12 protein-coding genes and 1 pseudogene are annotated in these 22,718 nt (G+C 71.5%); 10 read left to right on the forward strand and 3 right to left on the reverse strand.

Annotation, left to right across the window (positions count from 1 at the left end; genetic code table 11):
- Positions 1-28 precede the first annotated feature (28 nt).
- The 3 genes from dapF (at position 29) to hflX (ending at position 4,852) form a co-directional block, all read left to right on the forward strand.
- The gene (dapF, locus tag IF47_RS0112305; protein ID WP_051717514.1) at positions 29-946 is read left to right on the forward strand and encodes a diaminopimelate epimerase; all 918 of its coding nucleotides are present in this window, start codon (positions 29-31) and stop codon (positions 944-946) included.
- Positions 947-975: 29 nt separating this feature from the next.
- The gene (locus IF47_RS0112310) at positions 976-3,180 is read left to right on the forward strand and encodes a RelA/SpoT family protein (protein ID WP_078591765.1); all 2,205 of its coding nucleotides are present in this window, start codon (positions 976-978) and stop codon (positions 3,178-3,180) included.
- A 172-nt stretch (positions 3,181-3,352) separates the two neighbouring features.
- The gene (gene hflX / locus IF47_RS0112315) at positions 3,353-4,852 is read left to right on the forward strand and encodes a GTPase HflX (protein ID WP_031508759.1); all 1,500 of its coding nucleotides are present in this window, start codon (positions 3,353-3,355) and stop codon (positions 4,850-4,852) included.
- Between the two features lie 160 nt (positions 4,853-5,012).
- Here the strand turns inward: hflX and IF47_RS0112320 are convergent, their stop codons facing one another.
- Positions 5,013-5,576, reverse strand: a complete 564-nt coding sequence (locus IF47_RS0112320) for a GNAT family N-acetyltransferase (RefSeq protein WP_031508760.1) — start codon at positions 5,574-5,576, stop codon at positions 5,013-5,015.
- A 290-nt stretch (positions 5,577-5,866) separates the two neighbouring features.
- Here IF47_RS0112320 and IF47_RS29365 point away from each other — a divergent pair, with 290 nt between their 5' ends.
- Entirely contained in the window at positions 5,867-6,445 is a 579-nt protein-coding gene (locus tag IF47_RS29365) for a response regulator (RefSeq protein ID WP_342667257.1), read from the forward strand.
- Between the two features lie 381 nt (positions 6,446-6,826).
- Here IF47_RS29365 and IF47_RS31490 read toward each other — a convergent pair.
- A pseudogene (locus tag IF47_RS31490) lies at positions 6,827-7,573 on the reverse strand (histidine kinase); the annotation flags it as partial.
- A gap of 304 nt (positions 7,574-7,877) precedes the next feature.
- Between IF47_RS31490 and IF47_RS0112330 the strand changes: the two are divergent.
- The 5 genes from IF47_RS0112330 to panD all read left to right on the forward strand — a co-directional run bounded on the left by IF47_RS0112330 (position 7,878) and on the right by panD (position 18,031).
- Positions 7,878-14,039 (forward strand): DNRLRE domain-containing protein, encoded by a 6,162-nt coding sequence (locus tag IF47_RS0112330; RefSeq protein WP_425423581.1) that lies wholly within the window; start codon positions 7,878-7,880, stop codon positions 14,037-14,039.
- A 1,395-nt stretch (positions 14,040-15,434) separates the two neighbouring features.
- Positions 15,435-16,001: a hypothetical protein gene (locus tag IF47_RS30675; RefSeq protein ID WP_157839955.1), complete on the forward strand. Its 567-nt coding sequence runs from the start codon at positions 15,435-15,437 to the stop codon at positions 15,999-16,001.
- Positions 15,916-16,710: an RHS repeat-associated core domain-containing protein gene (locus IF47_RS32130; protein WP_425423579.1), complete on the forward strand. Its 795-nt coding sequence runs from the start codon at positions 15,916-15,918 to the stop codon at positions 16,708-16,710. The genes IF47_RS30675 and IF47_RS32130 overlap by 86 nt, the downstream gene beginning before the upstream one ends.
- A 181-nt stretch (positions 16,711-16,891) precedes the next feature.
- Complete coding sequence (locus IF47_RS0112345; RefSeq protein ID WP_031508763.1) at positions 16,892-17,419, forward strand: hypothetical protein; 528 nt, start codon at positions 16,892-16,894, stop codon at positions 17,417-17,419.
- 195 nt (positions 17,420-17,614) lie between these two features.
- The gene (gene panD, locus IF47_RS29380; protein WP_031508764.1) at positions 17,615-18,031 is read left to right on the forward strand and encodes an aspartate 1-decarboxylase; all 417 of its coding nucleotides are present in this window, start codon (positions 17,615-17,617) and stop codon (positions 18,029-18,031) included.
- A 1,202-nt stretch (positions 18,032-19,233) separates the two neighbouring features.
- On the opposite strand, the gene IF47_RS0112360 is transcribed toward panD, so the two are convergent.
- A complete protein-coding gene (locus IF47_RS0112360; protein WP_031508766.1) occupies positions 19,234-20,454 on the reverse strand; it encodes a trypsin-like serine peptidase in 1,221 nt (406 codons plus the stop codon).
- Between the two features lie 269 nt (positions 20,455-20,723).
- Between IF47_RS0112360 and IF47_RS0112365 the strand changes: the two genes are divergently transcribed.
- Positions 20,724-22,715 carry an IucA/IucC family protein gene (locus IF47_RS0112365; RefSeq protein WP_051717521.1) on the forward strand — a complete coding sequence of 664 codons (1,992 nt, stop codon included), beginning with the start codon at positions 20,724-20,726 and terminating at the stop codon, positions 22,713-22,715.
- The last annotated feature ends 3 nt before the right edge of the window (positions 22,716-22,718 follow it).

Here is a 22,718-nt window from a genome sequence, read left to right on the forward strand (position 1 = left end):
GCTCCGTGGGCACCCGTACGATGGCACCGTGAACAGCGCAGCGCCCGTGCGGTTCCTCAAGGGACACGGCACCGAGAACGACTTCGTGATCATCCCCGACCCGGACGGGACGCTGGAGCTGTCCCCGGCCGTCGTGGCCCGGCTGTGCGACCGGCGCGCCGGGATCGGCGGGGACGGCCTGCTGCGCGTGGTCCGCTCGGCCGCCCATCCCGAGGCCCGGGCGATGGCCGACGAGGCCGAGTGGTTCATGGACTACCGCAACGCCGACGGCAGCGTCGCCGAGATGTGCGGCAACGGCGTGCGGGTCTTCGCGCGGTACCTCCGGCGGGCCGGCCTGGCCGACGCCGGCGACCTCGCCGTCGCCACCCGGGCGGGAGTGCGCCGGGTGCACGTGGCCAAGGACGGCGACATCACCGTCCACATGGGCGCCGCCCGACTGCCCGACGGGCCCGAACCGTCCGTCACCGTCACCGTCGGCGAGCGCGACTGGCCCGCCCGCAACGTCAACATGGGCAACCCGCACGCCGTCGCCTTCGTCGACGACCTCGACCACGCGGGCGACCTGCTCACCGCTCCCGCCGTCGCGCCGGCCGGCGCGTACCCCGAGGGCGTCAACGTCGAGTTCGTCGTCGACCGGGGGCCGCGCCACGTGGCCCTGCGGGTGCACGAGCGGGGCTCCGGCGAGACCCGCTCCTGCGGCACGGGAGCCTGCGCCGTGATGGTCGCCGCCGCCCGCCGGGACGGCGTCGATCCGTCCGCCGACGGCGTTCCCGCCACATACACCGTCGACGTCCCCGGCGGACGGTTGGTGATCACCGAACGCGCGGACGGCGGCGTCGAGATGACCGGACCGGCGGTGATCGTGGCCGAGGGGACCGTCGACCCCGAATGGTTCACGGCCTCCCGGGAAGCCGCCCCTCGGGAGAACGACCGCTCGAACGGGTGATCCCGGCCACTGTGGACGGGAGGCGGCACATGGTGCATGGCAGGCTCGATAGGATCAGGCACCCCGACGCAGTGGGAGGCGCCTTGAGCGCAGTACGGAGCCTTCGCAAGCTCGGTCGTGCGGCCCTCCTGGGGCCATCGCCCCGCCACGCCCTCCCCGACGCCATCGAGCACGTCGCCAAGGCCCACCGCGCTCACCACCCCGGCGCCGACCTCGACACCCTGCGCCGCGCGTACGTCCTGGCGGAGTCCTCGCACCGCGGTCAGACGCGCAAGAGCGGCGAGCCGTACATCACGCACCCGCTCGCCGTCACCCTGATCCTGGCCGAGCTCGGCGCCGAGACCACCACGCTGGCCGCCTCGCTGCTCCACGACACCGTCGAGGACACCGACGTCACCCTCGACCAGGTACGGGCCGAGTTCGGCGAGGAGGTGAGCTACCTCGTCGACGGCGTCACCAAACTGGAGAAGGTGGACTACGGCGCCGCCGCCGAGCCGGAGACCTTCCGCAAGATGCTCGTGGCCACCGGCAACGACGTCCGCGTGATGTCCATCAAGCTCGCCGACCGGCTGCACAACATGCGCACCCTCGGCGTGATGCGGCCCGAGAAACAGGCGCGGATCGCCCGTGTCACCCGCGACGTGCTGATCCCACTGGCCGAGCGACTCGGGGTGCAGGCGCTCAAGACGGAACTGGAGGACCTGGTCTTCGCCGTCCTCCACCCCGAGGAGTACGCCCGCACCCGGGAGTTGATCCGCGAGCACAACGCCGGCCCCGACCCGCTCGCCGAGATCGCCGAGTCCGTACGGACGGTGCTGCGCGAGGCCGGCATCGCGGCCGAGGTCCTCATCCGGCCGCGGCACTTCCTCTCCGTCCACCGGGCCCGGACCAAACGCGGCGAGTTGGGGCCCTGCGACTTCGGACGGCTGCTGATCCTGGTCGGGGAGAACGCCGACTGCTACGCGGTCCTGGGCGAGCTGCACACCTGCTTCACCCCGGTGATGTCGGAGTTCAAGGACTTCATCGCGGTCCCCAAGTTCAACCTGTACCAATCGCTGCACACCGCCTTCGCCGACACCCGGGGACGGGTGGCGGAGGTCCTGGTCCGCACCCACCGCATGCACCGGGTCGCCGAGGCCGGGGTGATCGCCCTCGGGGACCCGCACCGGACCTCCGGCGCCTCCCAGGGCGAGACGGCCGGCGCGGACGGCGAGCGCACCGACCCCACCCGTCCCGGCTGGCTGGAGCGGTTGCTGGAGTGGCAGAGCCACGCCCCCGACCCGGACACCTTCTGGGCCGAGCTCCGCGACGACCTCGCCCAGGACCGCGAGATCACCGTCTTCTGCACCGACCCCGGAAGCACCACCGGCCACGTCGCCACCCTCCACCTGCCCGCGGGCGCCACCTGCGTGGACGCCGCCTACGCCCGCTACGGCGCGGCCGGGCACGCCCTGGTCGGCGCCCGGGTGGACGGACGGCTGACCCCGCTGGGCACCGCGCTGCGCGACGGTGACGCGCTGCAACTGCTGATGGCCCCCGAGGGCACCTCGGGCCCCTCCCCGCAGTGGTTGGAACACGCCCGCACGCCCACCGCGCGGATCGCCATCCGCGCCTGGCTCGACTCCCGTCCCGAGGACGGCGACCGGGCGGAATCCCGGACGGAGCCGGAGCCCGACGGCCTGACCGCTGAAGGGATCGCCGAAGAGACCGCCGGAGAAGCCGACGCCGGGACCGATCCCGAGACCTTCTCCTCCGCCCGCGCGGCGCGCGCCCGCGAGAAGTCAGCGGCCGTGGCCGGGACGTCCGACACGCCCGTACGGCTGGCCCGCTGCTGCACGCCCGTGCCGCCCGACGCCGTGGTCGGCTTCGCGGTCCGCGGTGGCGCGGTGACCGCCCACCGGGAGAACTGCCCCACCGTGGCCCGGATGGCCGCCGCCGGGCGCGAGACCGTCCCCGTGCGCTGGCAGGCGTCCGACGCGGGCTGCCGGGTGACGCTCCACGCCGAGTCGCTGAGCCGCCCCCACCTGCTCGCCGACCTCACGGAGGCCATCGCCGCGGAGGGCGTCGCCGTGATCTCCGCCGAGGTCGAGCCGCCGCGGGAGCACCGGGTGCGGCACACGTACACCCTCCGGCTCTCCGACGCCGGAGACCTGCCCCGGCTGATGCGCGCCATGCGGGACGTGCCCGGCGTCTACGACGTCGTCCGCGCCACCCGCGACCTGGGCGCCTCGTAGTCGCCCCACTGGACGGATGGCCGTACAAAGCAGGTGACGGCGGGGCCGCGTCGTGCCACCATCGTCACGGTCGGGCCGCCGCCGGATCGGGTTCCACCCTCGACCCCCGGGGAATGTTCCGGACGTCACAGGCGTTGTCCCGACAGACCCACTTCAACGACGTAAGGACACAATGACCCCCTCTTCCTCCCTTCCGCAGAACGGCCAGCGCACCGCCGAGTCGTACCGCCGAGCCGACGCCCTGATGGAAGAGGACGTCGCCTGGGTCCCCGAGATCGACGGTGAGCGCGACGGCGACCAGTACGACCGTCACGACCGCGCCTCCCTCCGCAGGGTCGCGGGCCTGTCCACCGAACTCGAAGACGTCACCGAGGTCGAGTACCGGCAGCTCCGCCTGGAGCGCGTGGTGCTCGTGGGCGTGTGGACCTCCGGCACGGTGCAGGAGGCCGAGAACTCCCTCGCGGAACTCGCGGCCCTCGCCGAGACGGCGGGTGCGGTCGTCCTCGACGGCGTGATCCAGCGCCGCGACAAGCCCGACCCGGCCACCTACATCGGCTCCGGCAAGGCCCAGGAGCTGCGCGACATCGTGGTGGAGACGGCGGCCGACACCGTCGTGTGCGACGGTGAGCTCAGCCCCGCCCAGCTCATCCACCTGGAGGACGTCGTCAAGGTCAAGGTGGTGGACCGCACCGCCCTGATCCTCGACATCTTCGCCCAGCACGCCAAGTCCCGAGAGGGCAAGGCGCAGGTCTCGCTCGCGCAGATGCAGTACATGCTGCCCAGGCTGCGCGGTTGGGGTCAGTCGCTGTCCCGGCAGATGGGTGGCGGTGGCTCCGGCTCCGCGGGCGGCGGCATGGCCACCCGCGGTCCCGGTGAGACCAAGATCGAGACGGACCGGCGACGGATCCGCGAGAAGATGGCGAAGATGCGCCGGGAGATCGCGGAGATGAAGACCGGGCGCGAGGTCAAGCGGCAGAAGCGGCGCCGCAACAAGGTGCCGTCGGTCGCCATCGCCGGATACACCAACGCCGGCAAGTCCTCCCTGCTCAACCGGCTCACGGGCGCGGGCGTCCTGGTGGAGAACGCGCTGTTCGCCACTCTCGACCCGACCGTGCGCCGTGCCGAGACGCCCAGCGGGCGGGTGTACACCCTGGCCGACACCGTCGGCTTCGTGCGGCACCTTCCGCACCACCTCGTCGAGGCGTTCCGCTCCACGATGGAGGAGGTCGGCGAAGCCGATCTGATCCTCCACGTGGTCGACGGCGCGCACCCGGCGCCGGAGGAGCAGTTGGTCGCCGTGCGCGAGGTGATCCGGGAGGTCGGCGCGGCGGACGTACCCGAGATCGTGGTGGTCAACAAGGCGGACGTGGCCGACCCGCTGGTCCTCCAGCGGCTGCTGCGCGCCGACCGGAACGCCGTCGCGATCTCGGCCCGCACCGGTCAGGGCATCGACGAACTGCTGGAGCTGATCGACCGGGAGCTGCCGCATCCGGGCGTGGAGCTGACGGCTCTGGTGCCCTACACCCGCGGTGACCTGGTCTCCCGAGTCCACTCCGAGGGCGAGGTGCTCTCCGAGGAGCACACCGAGGCCGGCACGGTGCTCTCGGCCCGTGTCCACGAGGAGTTGGCGGCGGAGCTGAGGGCGTACGTCCCGGCGGACGCGCGGCCCTGATCGCGGAACGACAACCGGGAAGGTGCGTGTCCCCGTCCGGGGGCACGCACCTTCCCCTCGTTCCGGGGCCACGGCCAGGGCGCGGTGGCCGCCGACTCCCCGCGGTACGCCGCCGCACCAGGAAGGGCAGGCCCCGGCGGGAGCGGGGACGAAGGCGGGATCACCGAGCGCCGTGGGACGCGCGCCACTCCGATTCCAGCATCGCGTAGTGCAGCTCGCCGCCCCACTCGCCCTTGAAGATCTCCGACTCCACGAAATGGGCCTCCTTGCGCATGCCCAGCCGCTCCATGAGCCTGGCGGAGCCGGTGTTGCGCGGGTCGCAGCGGCCGATGACGCGGTGGAGGTTCATCTTCTCGAAGCCGATGCGCAGCATCTCCACGGCGGCCTCGGAGGCGTACCCCCGGCCGTGGTAATCGGGGTGGAACACGTACCCGAACTCGCCCTGCCGGTGCTCCTCGCTCAGCCAGACGAGCAGGACGTAGCCGATGACCTTGCCGTCGAGTTCGACGGCGACCATCAGGGTGTCCTTCTCCTTGCGCAGCGCCGTCCGGTTCACGCGGACCGCGAGTTCCCTGGCGTTGTCCTCACGGGTGCGGGGCTCGTTGAAGAGGTAGCGGGCCACGTCCTCCCGCGACTCGAACTCCAGCATGTCCTCCTCGTCCCGCGGGGTGAAGGGACGGAGGACGAGGCGCTCGGTCTTGATGGGCTCGACGAGTTCGAACATTCACGGTCCTCACGGTGTCGAAGGGTCGTGTGCCGGTGATCGGTCGAAGGAAGCTCCACGACGTCCGGTCGGGGCGGACGCGGATGCCGCGTCCCAGTCGATCACGCCAGGGAGCGGAGGCGGGACGGGAGCGACGACATCCGGCCACCGCGGTCGCCCGGGGCGGCTCGCACCGAGGACCGAGCCGCCCGACACCGAGCGGCCCGCTCCGACCCACCGTGCCGGGACCGTGCCGTGTCCGGCCTGCCGGGCATACTGCACACATGGTCAAAGTGCTGGTCGCCGAGGACATGCACGTGGTCAGGGCGGGGCTGGTCGAGGTCCTGAGAGGGCAGTTGGGGATCGAGGTGGTCGGGCAGTCGGCGGACGGCGCCTCCGTGTTGGAGACGGCCCGGCGGTGCGGCCCCGACGTCGCGGTCCTCGACATCGACATGCCGGGCCTGGACGGCATCGAGGTGGCCGGACGGTTACGCGACCGGCTCCCCGCGTGTCGGACCTTGATGTTGACCGCGCTGGACCGCCCCGGGCTGCTGCGCCGGGCCCTGGACGCGGGAGCGGCCGGCTACCTGCTCAAGACCGCCACCCCCGGGGAACTGGCCTCGGCCATCCGCACCGTCGCGGCCGGGGGACGGGCCGTCGACCCTCGGCTGGCCGAGCAGAGCGCGGCGCTGTGCCGGAACCCACTGACCGCCCGCGAGGCCGAGGTACTGCGGCTGTCCGCGGCCGGGGCGGGGGCCAGGGAGATCGCCGCCGACCTGTTCCTCAGCGTGGGGACGGTGCGCAACCGCCTCTCCACCGCGGTCGGCAAGCTCCACGCCCGCACCCTCGTGGACGCCGTCCGCATCGCCGAGCGCAACGGCTGGATCTGACGGCACCTCCGCCACCAGCCGGAAGGAGCCGCTTTTGGCGGAGACGGTCAGCCGACCGCCCAGAGCGGCCACCCGGGCCGCCAGGCCGGTCAACCCCGCGCCGTGGCGCGGCCGGTGCTGCGGGGCACCGTCGTTGACGACCGTGAGGACCACCTTCCCGTGGTCCTCGGCCACGGTGATCGCGCAGTTCGCGGCCCGGCTGTGCCGCAGGAGGTTGCCGGTCGCCTCCCGCAGCACAGCGCCCAGGCAGCCGTCGACGGGATGCGACAGCCGGCTGTGCGGGGGGATGGCCGTGCGGGTGGCGATGCCGGCGTGCGTGAGCAGCAACTGGGCGTGGGCGAGTTCGGCGTGCAGGGACAGCGACAGGTGCCCGTGCGCGACCGCCCGCACCTCGGCGTGCGTACGGCGGGCCATCGCCGCGACCTCGGCCAGCGCGCGTTGGGCGGCCTCCTCCGTGGCGGGAACCGGGCCGGGCGTGCCCGCCCGGCGCAGCGCGGACTCGCACCGGACGGCGATCGACACCAGCGAGGAACCCAGCAGGTCGTGCAGGTCGTGTGCGATCCGGTCGCGTTCGCGCTGCTCGGCGAGCCGGGCGGCTTGTGCCTGGGCCGCCTGCGACCGGGAGACGAGCAGTGCCAGGTGCGCGACGCCGTAGACGCTGCCGGCGGTGACCGCGCCCGACACCAGCACGTTCAGCGCGCCGCGGTGCGTGTCGACGAGCGTCACGGCCAGCAGGGGGCCGCTGGCGGCGACCCCGGCCGCGAGCACCAGTGAGGTGGGTGGCGGAATGGTGAGCAGGACGGCCCCGGCCAGGAAGCCCAGCAGGCTGAGCCAGGGGGCCCGGAAGAGCACGAGCGGCAGGTAGGTCAACAACGCCTGCGTCCCCAACAGCCACCAGCGCCACCGGTAGGGGAGGCGGTACGGGGGTGGGGCGTACTGGCCGAGCAGTACGGCCGGCAGCACGATCAGCAGCAGGAGCCCCGTGATCACCGCGCGGCGGCTCAACGGCTGGCTGAGCACGTCCAGCGCGAGCAGCGTGAGCGATCCGGCGACCACCACGGCGACGGTCCCGAAGGCGATCCGCGAGCCCTGCGGTATCCGGGGGCGGTCCCGCTCGCCGTTGGACATCCGATCCTCCCAGTGTCGGGGCGTCGCCGGATGCCGGTCATCCGTGGAGCCCCTGGGAAGTTGTACGTGGATTCGGTGAAGATTTCACTTCTTTGCCGGCCGGCTCGGTGGTCGGATCGACGCGATCTGTGCCGTCGAGAGAAGGACACCCCCGGTGAGAGACCACACCACCCTGCCCGAACAGTGGCAGGGGTCCGTCCTGGCGCTACGGCGCCGCAAACGACTCCTGCCCCGCATAGCCCTGGCCGCCGCGGCCCTGCTCACCGCCGAGACGGCGCTCGTCGTCGCCACGTCGGGCCAGGCCGTGGCGCTTGCCGGGCAAGAGGTCCGGGCCCCGGCCCGGCCGGCGGCCGACAAGGCGCCGCGCGAGGCGGCCGACATTCCGTCGGCGAAGGTCGCCGCCCGACTGTCGGGGAAACGGGTCGAGGCGCTGTCCGAGCGGAGCGAGACCTCCCGGACGTGGGTGAACAAGGACGGCAGCCTCACCACCGAGCTGACCGCCGGCCCGGCCCGCTTCCAGCGCGACGGGGAATGGGTGGAGGTGGACGTCGAGCTGCGGGAGGAGAGCGACGGCTCGGTGTCCGCCAAGGCCCACCCGGCGGGGCTGAGCCTGGCGGGCGAGGGCGGCACGGTGCCCAAGTCCCTCACCGCCGCGGAGGAGGCCCCCGCCCGGGACCTGGTGACGCTGGGCGAGGGGGACGAGCGGATCACCCTGCGCTGGAAGGGCGGCCTGCCGAAGCCGAAACTGGACGGCACCCGCGCCACCTACCCCGACGCCCTGCCCGGCGCCGACCTGATCGTGGAGGCCACCCGCACCGGCTTCGAGCAGTTCGTCGAGCTCAAGGAGCGGCCCACCGCCAAGGACTACTCCTACACCCTGCCGCTGAAGACCGACGGGCTGAGGGTCGAGCAACAAAGGGACGGCAGCCTGCTGTTCACCGACAAGAAGTCGGGCAAGAAGAAGCGGGCGGTGATGCCCGCGCCGGTGATGTGGGACGCGAGCGTCGACAAGGTCTCCGGTGAGCACGCCAACCGGGCGAAGGTCGACTGGAAGGTCGTCGAGACCAAGGGCGGCGTCGATCTCGTCGTCACCCCGGACGCGGACTTCCTCGCCGACCCGGACACCAAGTACCCGGTGACGGTGGACCCCTCCACCTCGGCGCTGTCCAACGTCTTCGACACTCTGGTCAAGCGCGGCGACACGACGGACTGGTCCACCAACACCGAGCTGCACCTGGGCAATCCGGGCACCACCAACCCGGACGGCACCACGCGGCTGTCGCGGTCGTTCATCACCTGGAACACCTCGCCGATCTCCGACGCGCTGGTCTCCGACGCGAAGCTGTCGCTGTGGAACGTCCACTCCGGCAACTCCGACTGCAAGCCCTACGAGTGGACGATCTGGGAGACCGGCGCCGCCTCCACCGCCACCCGGTGGGACAATCAGCCGACCTGGGTCGCCCAGCACCACTCCTCCACCGAGACCAAGGGCCGCGCGGCCTGCGGCGGGGCGGGGTGGATCAACGCCGAGGTGACCGGCCTGGTGCAGAAATGGGCCTCGGCCAAGGCCACCCGCGGCCACATGGGCCTGCGCGCCGCGGTCGACGCGACCACCCACTGGAAGCAGGTCAGCTCCGCCAACGCGGCCAGGAACCAGCCCAGGCTGGTGGTGACCTACAACTACCGGCCGCGCACCGGCACCAAGCAGGAGGCCGGTCCGCCGTACTTCTCCTACGGCGGCGCCTACATGGTCAACACCACCACGCCGACGCTGCGGGACACCTTCGTCGACGCCGACGGCGACAAGGTCAACGGCACCTTCCAGATCTTCGACGACGCCACCAACACCCAGGTCGGCAACGTGCTGGTCTCCAAGTACGTGCCCAGCGGGCAGGTCGCCTCGGTGACCGTCCCCGCCGGGGTGCTCGCCAACGGCAAGACCTACCGGTTCCGCACCTCCCCCTATGACGGGACGCACTACAACACCGGCTGGTCGGCGTGGAAGACCTTCACCGTCGACACCACCGCCCCCTCCGCCCCCACCAAGATCGCCTCCACCGACTATCCGGTGGACAAGTGGGTCAAGGGCGCGGGCCAGGCCGGCACCTTCACCGTCACCCCGCCCTCCGGCACCGACCACCACTGGCTGGAGTGGACCCTGGACGGCGTGACCTGGACCAAGGTCGCCACCAGCGGCTCGTCCACCGCCAGAAACATCTCCATCGCCCCGCCCAAGGACGGCACCCACACCCTCCAGGTGCGGGCCGTGGACAAGGCCGACAACAAGTCCGACGCGGTCGAGTACACCTTCCACGCCGGTCCCGGCGGCTTCCTCCAGCCCTCCGACGGCGAGCGCACCGCTCGGCGGCTGCCGCTGGTCGCCGAGGCCGACGGCGCCAAGTACGACAAGGTGTCCTTCTCCTGGCGCCGCTCCGAGGCCGACCCCTGGACCCGCATCCCGGTCGGTGACGTCACCGCCGGCGGCGACCCGGTCTCCGCCTGGCCGGTGCCGCTGACGAACGGCAAGAACGCCCGCCTGGTGTGGAACGCCACCGACACCGTCGACCCCGACGGCAGCGTGCAGATCAAGGCCGACTTCACCGGCCCGAACAGCGCCTCCGGCGCCACCGAACCGATCACCGTCGTGGTGGACCGCAACGCCACCGGAGCCGCCACCGACGAGATCGGCCCCGGCTCGGTCAACCTGCTCACCGGCGACTACACCCTGTCGGAGACCGACGCTTCGGCGTTCGACCTCTCCGTCAGCCGTACGGCTTCCTCGCGCACCCCCGACAAGGGAGCGACACAGGAGGGACAGGCGCCGATCTTCGGCAAGGAGTGGGTCGCGGGCACGGTCGCGGAGCTGACCGAGTCCGACTACACCCACATCCGCAGGGTCTCCGACACCGCCGTGGACGTGGTGACGGAGGAGGGCGACGCCATCCACTTCACCGCCAACGCGGCGAAGAACGGCTGGATCCCCGAGCCCGGCGCGGAGGACCTGACCCTCACCGGCAGCGTGACCGGCTCCTTCACCCTCACCGACACCGAGGGCACGGTGACGAAGTTCACCAAGCCCGACACGTCCGCCACCACCTGGCAGGTCTCCAGCACGCTGCTGGACGGCCTGACCAACTCCACCACCACCGTCGTCTCCGAGACGGTCACCGTGGACGGCAAGAAGCTGGCCCGCCCCAAGCGGATCATCGCCCCGACCTCCGCGACCACGGCCGCGGCCTGCACCGCGGACCCGGCGACCAAGGGCTGCCGGGTCATGGAGTTCGTCTACGCCACCTCCACCACCGCCACCGCCGACGCCTTCGGCGACTACAGCGGCCAGGTGAAGGAGATCCGGCTGTGGTCCACCGCCCCGGACGCGGCCAACGCCACCTCCAAGGCGGTGCAGACCTACGCCTACGACACCTCCGGCCGACTGCGCCGGGCATGGAACCCGCAGATCAGCCCGGCGCTGAAGACGGAGTACGCCTACGACGCGGCGGGACGGGTCACCAAGCTCACCCCGCCCGGCGAGCTGCCGTGGACCTTCGCCTACGGCAGAGCGGGCAACGCCTCCACCGCCGGTGAGGGCATGCTGCTCAAGGCCACCCGGCCGGGCCTGAAGCAGGGCACCGTCGACACGGTCGAGGGCGAGGCCGCCACCAGCGTCGTCTACGACGTGCCCCTGACCGGCACCGCCGCTCCGTACAAGATGGGCGCCTCCGACGTGCGGGCATGGGGTCAGCTCGACGCCCCGACCGACGCCACCGCGGTCTTCCCCGCGGACGCCGTCCCGGCCTCCCACACCGGCGGTTCGCTGACCGCCGCCGCCTACCGACGGGCCCAGGTCCACTACCTCGGGGTCTCCGGCCGCGAGGTCAACTCCGCCACCCCCGGCGGCCACATCACCACCACCGAGTACGACCGGTTCGGCAACACCGTCCGCGAACTGTCGGCGGCCAACCGGGCCGTCGCCCTCGGGCTGACGGCCGGTGACCGGGCCGTCCAGGCCGACCTCGGTATCGCCCAACTCACCGGCGCCGAGCGCGCCGACCTGCTCGCCACCCGCTCGGTCTACAACGAGAACGGCACCCGCGAGCTGGAGGAGTTCGGCCCGCTGCGCCGCGTCGACCTCACCGCCGACCTGAAGTCCGGCACCACCACCCTGGTGCCCTCCGGCACCTCGGTGACCGCCCGGAGCTGGACGGCCAACGAGTACGACGCCGGACGGCCCACCGACGGCACCGCCACCGTCAAGGACCAGATCACCAAGGTCACCGTCGGCGCGCAGGTGCGCGAGCACCCCACCGTCCACGGCGAGACCCGCGTCACCCAGACCGTCTACGACTGGGTCAAGGGCCTGCCGACCAAGACGATCAAGGACCCCGGCGGTCTGGCCATCACCGAGACCACCGAGTACGACGCCCAGGGCCGGATCACCAAGCACCTCCTGCCCGGCGCCACCGGCACCGACGCCGGGACGCGCGTGACGACCTACTGGTCGGCGAGCGGCACCGGAGCCTGCGCCGGACGCCCGGAGTGGGCCGACCTGGTCTGCTCGGTCGGACCCGGCGGCGCGATCACCGGCGGCGGCACCAACCCGACCCAGTTGCCGACCACCACCACCGAGTACGACTGGTGGGGCAACACGACCAAGGTCACCGAGACCGCAGGCGGCGTCACCCGCACCACCACCACGTCCCACGACGGTGCCGGGCGCCCCACCACGGTGAAGATCACCGGCGGAGTCGGCCAGGCGGTGCCGGAGACCACCACCGAGTACGACCCGGACACCGGCAAGGCCGTCAGAACCGTCTCCCCGACCGGCGGAACGATCACCAAGACGTACGACAAACTCGGCCGCCAGATCGCCTACACCGACGCCGACGGCGGAAAGACCACCACCGAGTACGACCTGCTCGACCGCCCGGTCAAGGCCACCGACACCGTGCCGTCGACGGTCACCTACACCTACGACCACACCGCCGAACCCCGCGGCCTGGCCACGAGGACCACCGACTCCATCGCCGGTGCCTTCTCCGCCACCTACGACGCGGACGGCTCGGTGGCCACCGAGAAACTGCCCGGCGGCTACACCCTCACCGTCACCGAGGACACCACCGGCTCGACCACCGACCGCACCTACACCCGCGACAGCGACGGAACGCTCGTCTACGCCGACACCGTCACCGAGTCCGTCCACGGCCAGAACACCAGTCACGCCGGCTGGTCCGGCCAGACCTACCGCTACGACGCGATCGGCCGCCTCACCACCGTCGAGGACACCGCCGACACCGTCTGCACCCGCCGCTCCTACGCCTTCGACGCCCGCACCAACCGCAAGTCCCTGACCACCGCGACCGGCGCACCCGGCGCCGACTGCCCCACCACCGGAGGCACCACCGCCAGCCACACCTACGACAGCGCCGACCGGATCGTGGACTCCGGCTACGCCTACGACGCCTTCGGCCGCACCACCACCGCGCCCGGCAACGGCACCCTCGGCTACTACGCCAACGACCTGGTCCACCGCCAGACCGCCGACGGCAAGCGCCAGACCTGGACTCTGGACGCAGCCATGCGCTTCCGCGCCTGGACCGTGGAGACCGGCAGCGGCAGCACCTGGACCCAGACGCAGTCCAAGCGCAACCACTACGACGGCGACGGTGACAACCCCCGCTGGATCGTGGAGGACACCGCCACCGGAGCGTTGACCCGCAACGTCGACTCCGCCTCCGGCGACCTGGCAGCCACCACGAGCAAGACCGGCGACACCGTCCTCCAGCTCGGCACGGTCCACGGCGATATCGCCCTCCAGCTTCCACTGGACGCCGGCAAGGCGCCCGTCGCCCTGGACAGCGACGAGTACGGCAACCCCCGCACCGGGCAGCCGGCCACCCGCTACGGCTGGCTGGGCGCCAAGCAGCGCTCCACCGAGACCCTCACCGGCCTCACCCTGATGGGCGTCCGCCTCTACAATCCGACCACCGGCCGCTTCCTGTCCGTCGACCCGGTCTACGGCGGCGGCGACAACGCTTATGCCTACCCAGGCGACCCCGTCAACGAGTACGACCTGGACGGCAAGCGGTGGAGTTGGAAGAAGACCAAGCGCTGGATCAAGCGGCACCGAGTCGGCATCGCAGCGACTGCGGCGGGAATTGGTTGCGGCCTGTTCACCGCTGGTCTGGCAGCAGCCGGGTGCGCGGTCGTCTTTGGCGCGGCCGCCGGTGCTGGAGCCAAGTGGTACTGGAACCGCAAGGCATCGGTCGGTTCGATCGCACGTGCCGGAGTGGCGGGCGCCACGGGTATCGGCCCCTTCGGATCCGTAGTCGGAGCCATTGGCCGTTGGGGCGTGAAGCGGACCGTTACCCGGTGGGCCACCAAGCGCTACCCCGCCAGCGGCAAGCACCGCAAGTCCAGCCACAGCCACCGCAAGAAGTCGTCGTGGTGGTCGAGCTGGCGACGGTGACATGCGCTCTCCTTGGTGCCCTGGCTCCCTCAGGGAACCAGGGAGGGCTTCACACGTGGATTACGGAGTCACAATGAGTGAATCACGGAAGAATTCAGGCGCGTTTTTTGGCCTGGGTGCGATCTCCTTCGTGACGGGGATCATCTTCTGGGGAGTGTCAGGAAGGGCAGATTCGGCATTGTTCTTTGCCTGTTCGTCCGTGGTATTCGCGGGTGCGTGGATATTCGAGCGCATCTCGCGGCGGGAAAAGGACGGCTAAGCACGAACGAACTCCGGCGTTACCAACAGAGGTGGGGCGTCTGACCTGGAGCAAGCCCGGTGGTGGGTCGTGACTGATCGTCGCGGCCCACCACCTCGTCCCAGTGTTCCGGTGGGGGACGCGCGGCACTTGTCGCCGGCGGCGCGGGAAGCGTTGCGGATGCGGGCGGCGGCCGCGCTGGTCGAGGACCGGGACCGCGAGAACGCCGCGGCGATGTCCAAGGTCTCGCTCAAGGCAGTGGACCACCGGTGGACCAGGTGGCCGTCCGGTGCACGGCAGGCGTTGGTGTCCCAGCCGCGCGGGCGGCGCGTGGGTGAGCACCGGGCGCTGTCCCCGACCGAATGGGCGGCCCTCCGGTCGGCGGTGCTCGACCACCACAGCCCTGTGGCCTGGGGCTCTCCGGGCAGTTGTGAACACGTGCCCAGGTCGGCGAGTTGTTCGCGAAGCCGTACCGGGTGCGCCTGACCGAGCAGAGGGTGGGCACCTGCCTGCGCCGCTGGGGGCCGGCGTCCCGGCCGGCGGGCCGTCGAGCAGGACGCGGAAGCGGCACGCGTAAGGACTGGTGGCGGCGCCGAGCCTCAATCAGGGAACAGACGTGATCCGCTGTTTTCGCAGGCTGCCCAGTCCGCTGCTTCAGCAGCCGGCTGACGCAGCGTCAGCCGGTGCAGGTCCGAGAGGCAGGGGCCGGCTCAGAGATTTTCCGAGGCGGTACCGCAAAGCGCTATCGCAGTATGAAACATGTATGTGCCGACCGGAGGGAAAAGTGAGCAAACCTGGAAGAGAGTCCGCAGCGTTGTTCGGTGCCGGCGCTTTTGTTTTCTTTCTGGGCGTGATCGCGTCTTTTGCCTACGGCGCCAGGGACGGGCAGAGGCTTTTCTTCTGTTCCTCCGTGGTGCTTGGGGTCTCGTGGGTGGCCGAACGGATCCGCTCCCGTCGGGAGCGGCGGGAGGGGGAAGAGGGAGGCGGTCGGTGACCGCTTGCCGGTGTGCCTGCGCCGGGTGAGGGGAGAGCCGATGGTGCGGGGGCGGGCGGGCTCGTCTGCGGAGCGGCGCTGAGTGCTGCCGGCGGTGTGGCTCGGTACCGCATCGAGTCCGGCGTCGCCGCGCAACTCCTGGACCGGAACGCTCGCCCGTGGCATGGACTGGAAGCTGCCCCACCGCTTCGGAGGCATCCCGGATGGAATACAGAAACAGGCCGCTCTACCTTTTCTCTCTCGTCGCCATCGCGCCGCAGCCCGCCGTGGCCGCATACTTCGTCTTCCTCGACTCGGGCTTGTCGGGCGCGACATCTGGGAGCCTGTTCTGGCTCTCTCCGTCCCGTCGGCTGTGACATGGGCGTTCCTCAGAGCAGGGGTCCTGCCGAGGGTGTCCTGGGGCGACGGAAGGATATCCGTGGAAAATCCGTTCGTGTCGTACTCGGCTCCGCTTGGCAAGGTGAGGCTGGTCGGCAGGGCGGGCAAGGGGGGAGCGCTCGGTGTCGAGGGAATCGGGGAAGTGCCTCCGTGGGCGCTCTCGCGGTCGGTTTTCGACGGAAAGAGAGCCAATGAGGCAAGGCGCGAGATGAGGCACGCGGTGCTGCGGGCCGTCGAGGGGGAGACGGGGCAGGAGAGCGGCGAGGTTGTGCGTCGGATCCGATTCGGTTGGATGGATCTCCTGCTCGTTCCCATCCTCTCCGCCTGGTTCTGGGCCTTTTTGTTGCCGTGAGACCTCCCACCGAGATCGAACTCGTGGTGTCGCCCGTGGTCGGTCGGCCACCCGCTACGGCCGGCCGGGTGCCGAGCAGCGTTCCACCGAGGCCCTCACCGGCCTTGCCCTGATGGGTGTCCGCCTCTACACCCCGGCCACCGGCCGCTTCCTGTCCGTCGACCCGGTCCACGGCGGCAACGCCGGCGCCTATGAGTACGTCCACGCCGACCCGCTCAGCCGATTCGACCTCGACGGGAAGCGGTGCTGGTTCGGCAAGAACCGAAACGGGTCCTGCCGAGGCGCGCGGGCCGCCAGGTTCGTCGGATATGCCGCGATCACCGTTGGCGCCGACCTGGCTACTGGTGTTGTGTGCGCTGCCACTGCCATCGTTGGTTGCGTGCTGGCCGGTGCCGCGACAGGGGCCTTCGCCGGCGGCGGGAGTTATGTGGTCAATCGGAACATGGGCGCAAAGCGGTGCACTCGCTCCGGCTTCGCCGGCAGAGGGACCGAGGTACGCCGAAACGGGTGGACTCGTTGGTCACTTCCGTGGAGCAAGTCCTCCGGCAAGCACGGCTATAAGCGCGGCAGGCACCATCGACAAGGCACTGTTCCCCCCTCTCTACCTGGCAGGCAATACATGGATTGCTGTTGGGTCCGACCTCAGAGGGTCGGACCCAACAGCGTCTCCACCTCCCAAGGCGAATACTCCGACAACAGAACGGAATAAAATGCACAAGTTCGTTCAGGCCGCCGTGTACGCATCGGCTTTCCTTGTTGCGATCTTGTTCTTTCGGGAGACTTGGGCCTTCGTTCTGCCTCTGATAGGGGCCGGTCTGATCAATTTTGCCCTGCTCCCTCCTTTGTTTCGCAGGCAAGGAGACAGCGGACATGAGAGACGAGACGGCGGAGTGGAATCGGTGCTGAGGCGGCGGAAAGCCGGGCCGCGCCCGGCGAGCCGGGTGGCGTTCTCCCTGGCTTTCCTGTGGGCGATTCTGATGCTGGCCGCGAGCAACACGATAGCGACGGGCAGCTCCTGGGCAGAGGTCTTCGGGCAGATCGGGGTGCTGCAGTGGGTGCTGTACGCGTGGCTGGTCATCGGTTTCCCTCTGCTGGGGGCAGACGTGATGTCCGCTGATCTCATTCCGCGGGAGCGTGACATCCGGGCACGGGGGCGGTGGGATCGCGTCCGATGCTTCGTCCTGCTGCTCGGGGCTTCCGTACTCGCCCTGTTCGTGCTCGGGGTACTGCTGGGCGATCGACCGTGGGACGCCCGGCTTGCCGGCTTCACCGGTTTTCTCGCGTCGCCGGTGTTCGTGACGTTGGCCCTGCTGTACGCCGCGTACGCCTTCCTCTCCCCGGTCCTCTGGCCGACGGGGGCCAGGGTGGTGAGGAGGTTGGCAAGGTCGGAGCGTCGGGACCGGGCCCTCGAGCCCTGAGCCCGCAGCATGCGGCGGAACGGCGGTGTTCGCCCCACTGAACGGCTCACCGAACGACGGGGCAGCCGTGGCCGAAAGATCGCCGTGATCCAGGTCACGGCCGCCGGGTGACCGGGGCGTCCGGCCGTACGATTGGGCGCGACGGCGCGCATCCCGCCGGGAGCGCGACCCTTCTCACTCCTAGGAGACGGCACCGTGCTGCGCACCATGTTCAAGTCGAAGATCCACCGGGCCACGGTCACCGAGGCGGATCTCCACTACGTGGGCTCCGTCACGATCGACGCGGATCTGATGGAGGCCGCGGACCTGCTGCCCGGAGAACTCGTCCACATCGTCGACATCACCAACGGTGCCCGCCTGGAGACGTACGTCATCGAGGGGCGGCGCGGCTCCGGGGTGATCGGGATCAACGGCGCCGCCGCACACCTCGTCCACCCCGGTGACCTGGTGATCCTCATCAGCTACGCGCAGATGGACGACGCCGAGGCCCGCTCCTTCCGGCCGTCGGTCGTGCACGTCGACGCGGACAACCGCATCGTGGAACTGGGCGCCGACCCGTCCGAGCCGGTCCCCGGCAGCGACACCCGGCGCAGCCCGATGGCGATGGCCTGAGACCCACCCGTACCGGCCCACCCGGCGGGGCGGTGCGCGCACACGGCGAGGGCCCGCCGCTCCCCGCCGAGGGGGCGGGCCCCCCCCCCTGCGCGCGTGGGCGCCGACGGGTCGATGGTCAGCCGGGTCGGCCGGTCGGTGCAGGTGTACATCAGCGCGCCGTCGTACGGCGGGGCCGCCGGGTAGCCGTAGACGCTCACCCCGGAGATCCGGGCCATCTCCGGCGCGTCGAAGTTGATCCTCAGCGCGGCGCCGACGGTCTCCTCCAGGGACTTGCCGGTGTTCCGCTCCGGCTGGACGTGCAGCACGGCGAAGTCCTCCTGCGCGCCGCCGCCGCCCGACTCGGTGCCCTGCGAGATCCAGTAGTTCGTGGTCTGCGCCCAGGTGGCCCAGTACACGCCGTACGGCGCGACGTCCTGGTACGGCGCGCCTCCGACGTCCGCGGAGGAGTGGCCCTTGTCGTTGTAGGCGGGCACGAACGCGATGTTGCGGAACCAGCCGCCGCTCCCACCGGCGTGGACGCAGTGGCCCGCGGTGGCGACGAGGTTGGACTTGCCCGGATTGCGCGGGTCCTGCACCACGGTGCCGGAACAGACCATGGAGCCCTGCGGGGTGTCCATGAACACCTTGCCCACCGGTGCGGCGTGCCGGTGGTACGGCCTCCTCACCGGTTCGGCCTCCACCGGGTCCGGCTCGGGGTCGGTGGCTCCCTGGTCGGCGCCCGCGGTGGTGGAGACCGTCTTGGTGTTGTCCTCGGCCTCCTTCATCCGCTCGGGTTTCCACAGGCCCTCGATGACGGGGTTGACGAAGTCCTTGGCCTCACGCAGCCACCGGTCCTTGTCCCAGTTCCGCCACTCCCCGTCCTTCCACCTGTCGAAGTCGAAGTCCTTCAGGGCGTCGGGAAGTTCCTTGGGCAGACCGAGGTCGTCGACGTCGGCGTCGTCGCCGTTGTCGCCGTCCCGCGCGGAGGCGCCGGGCTTGGTCTTCGCGTCGGTCCCTCCGTCCGTCGGCCCGCACGCGGTGGCGGTGACGGCCAGGACGGCGACCACCGCGGCGGCGGCCGGTGCCAGGCGTCGCCTGCGTATCGATGACATGAGGTGTGCGTCCCCCTGTGGTGTCGACTGCGGCTCCGGTTGACACCGTCCCCGCCCCGGACGGGGGCGGGGACGGTGAACGGGGTGTGGAGACCCCCTCGCCGGGGGTCAGTCTCCGGCGTGCTTCCGGCTGACGGCGTCGTGGACGGCCTTGGCCTCGTCACCGAGTCGCGGACCGGCCAGCCAGGTGTGGTCGAGCGTGCCGATGGAGGTCACCGAGACCAGCACGGGCTTGCCGGAGGCCCCCGTGGCGAACCAGCCGCCGCCGGAGGAACCGCCGGTCATGGTGCAGCCGATGCGGTACATCGTGGACTCCGACGGGCCCAGGGTCAGCCGGCCGGGCTCGTCGGCGCAGGTGTGCATGGTGAGCCCGTCGAAGGGCGGCGCGGCCGGGTAGCCGTGCGCCCGCACGGAGGAGAGCGCGGACACCGCCGGGGTGTCGAAGTTGATCGGCAGGGCGGTGCCGACGGTCTCCTCCAGGGACTTGCCGCCCTTCTCCTCGGGCTCCACGTGCAGCACGGCGAAGTCCTGGGAAGCGCCCGCCCCGCCCGTCTGGGCGCCCTCCGCGATCCAGTGGTCGGTGGTCTGCGTCCAGGTGGCCCAGTACACGCCGTGCGGCGCGACCTCCTCCCGAGGAGCCTTCTCCAGCTCCTTCGACGTCAGCGCCTTGTCGTTGTAGGCGGGCACGAAGACGATGTTGCGGAACCAGCCGCCCTCCTTGCCGGCGTGGACGCAGTGGCCCGCGGTGGCGACGAGGTTGGACTTGCCCGGATTGCGCGGGTCCTGCACGACGGTGCCGGAGCAGACCATGGCCCCCTTGGGGGTGTCCATGAACACCTTGCCCACCGCCGGGGCGTTCTCCCGGTACGGGGCCTTCACCGGCTGGGCCCGTTTCGGCGCGGGCTCGGGGTCGGTGACACCCTCGTCCGACCCGCCGCCGCCCTCACCGCCGTCGATGTCGGAGTCGTCGACCCGACGGTCGTTCTCCTCGGCGTCCTTCATCCGGTCCGGATCCCACAGGCCCTCGATGATGGGATTGACGAAGTCCTTGGCCTCGCGCAGCCAGTCCTCTCTGTCCCAGTTCCGCCACTCCCCGTTCCTCCACTTCTCGGGGTCGAAGTCCTTCAGCGCGGCGGGCAGTTCGTCCGGCAGGCGGATATCGCCCAGACCGCCCTCGAGGGCGTTGCCGCCGTCCTCGGCGGAGGCGCTGGGTTTGGCGCTCGCGTCGGCCTCGCCGTCCGCCGGATCGCACGCGGTGGCGGTGACGGCCAAGGCCGCGACCACCGCCGCGGCGGCCAGCGCCGACCGCCCTCTGCTCACAGATGACATGGACGAAAATCCCCCTGAACGGAACGTCGTACGGTGCGGCTTGTCATGGACTTCTCGAAGGAGACGGCCCCACTATGCCGGTGCCGGAGGGGACGGCACTCGGCGGGTCCCCGGTTCCCGACGGCCCACAGGCGAAGGATCTTGACCGCGACCGTGATCGGACAGCGGCGGCGTCGTTGGTACGGGCGGAGACACGGCGCGCTCCGTCGCGCCACGGGAACCGGACGACCACGCACCGGTGCGGTGCCCTCACCCCCAGGGAGACTTCCGTGAACGCATGTCCCGGTCCGGACGGGAGGACGACGCGGGAACGGCCCCCCGTCCCGCGGCAGTCGCCCCGCGGGGAGACGGACGCGCAGGGCGGCGTCGCAACGGCGGGCGGCGCGCCGCCGCGCGCGACCACCGACCGGGGCCCCGACGACCCGCTGGAACACCCCGACCCGGTGACGGCCGCCGACGCCGCGGCCCGCGAGAACCTGCTGCGCTGCTGGGTGCGCGAGAGCGGCCTGCCCCGCCCCGATGACCGGAACGTCCCCGGCGGCGGCCCCGGCGGCGGGGACGTCCTGCGCGTCGTCCTGGCGTCCTGTGGCCTGACGGTGGAGGTGCCCGTCCTCCACTGGTCGGACACCGGCTGGCACCGTTTCGGACCGCCCGTCGTGGCGGCGACCGGGCCGGGCACCCGCTCCTCCGGCGCGCCGGCCGGGGCGGCCCCCCTCGACGCCGTGACGCTCGCCGCGCTGCTGGCGCGGGAGGCGGCACACCTGGGGGCTCCGGGCCGGGGAGGCTCGGCGGGCGAGAGCGCCGCGCTGGTCGGCCGGGTCGCCGACTCGGTACGGCACACCGCCGCCTTCCTCGCCGACCGCCGCGTGCGCCCCGAGACCCCGCCCGGCGTCGACCCGTTCCTGGACGGCGAGCAGTCCCTGCTCCTCGGCCACCCCCTGCACCCCACCCCCAAGAGCCGCGAGGGACTCTCCGACGCCGAGGCGCGCGTCTACTCGCCGGAGACGCGCGGCGCCTTCCCCCTGCACTGGATGGCCGTGGACCGTTCCCTCCTGGCCGCCGACTCGGCCTGGACCGTCCGCGGCCGGACCGTGTCCGCCGAACAACTGGTCACCGAACTGGCCGGGCCCGGGCTGTCTCCGCCGGAGGGGACCGTCCCGCTGCCGCTGCACCCCTGGCAGGCCCGCGAGGCGCGGCACCGGCCGGCCGTCGCCGCGCTGCTGGAGGCCGGACTGCTGCACGACCTCGGCCCGCACGGCGACCCCTGGCACCCGACGTCCTCCGTGCGCACCGTCCACCGGCCGGGCGTGCCGGCCATGCTCAAGCTGTCGTTGGGCCTGCGGATCACCAACTCCCGCCGTGAGAACCTCCGCAAGGAACTGCACCGGGGCGTCGAGGTGCACCGACTGCTCCGCACCGGTCTGGCCGAGCGGTGGCACGCCGTCTTCCCCGGCCGCCCCGGATTCGACATCGTGCGCGATCCCGCCTGGATCGCCGTCGACGACGGTCGCGGAGAACCCGTCACGGGGCTGGACGTCGTCGTCCGCCACAACCCTTTCGGACTCGCCGACGACGCCGTGTGCCTGGCCGGCCTCACCTCCCCCCGGCCCTGGCCGGGCGCCCCCGGCGGCGCGCTGCGCTCCCGCCTGGCCGACGTCGTGACCCGTCTCGCGACCCGCACGGGGCGGTCGCCGGCCGCCGTCGCCGTGGAGTGGTTCCTGCGCTACCTCCACACCGTCGTGCGTCCCGTGCTGTGGCTGGACGCCGAGGCGGGCGTCGCCCTGGAGGCCCACCAGCAGAACACCGTGGTCCTGCTCGACCGGGACGGCTGGCCCGCGGGCGGACGCTACCGCGACAACCAGGGCTACTACTTCCGCGAGTCCCACCGCGAGGAACTCCGACGGCGGCTGCCGGACATCGGGGAGGCGAGCGACACCTTCGTCGCCGACGAGGTCGTCGACGAGCGCTTCGCCTACTACCTGGGCGTCAACAACATGCTGGGACTGATCGGCGCGTTCGGCTCCCAGCGTCTGGCCGACGAGCGGCTGCTGCTCGCGGCGCTGCGCCACTTCCTCACCCGGTCCGAGCGTCCCGCGGACGGCGGACGTCCGTCGTCGCTGCCCGCCCTGCTGCTGCACTCCCCGACCCTGCGCTGCAAGGCCAACCTCCTCACCCGGCTGCACGGGCTGGACGAACTGGTCGGCCCGGTGGACACCCAGTCCGTCTACGTCACCGTCGCCAACCCCCTGGTGAAACCCTGACCA

The sequence above is a fragment of the Streptomyces megasporus genome (genome assembly GCF_000718985.1).
Lineage (GTDB): Bacteria > Actinomycetota > Actinomycetes > Streptomycetales > Streptomycetaceae > Streptomyces > Streptomyces megasporus.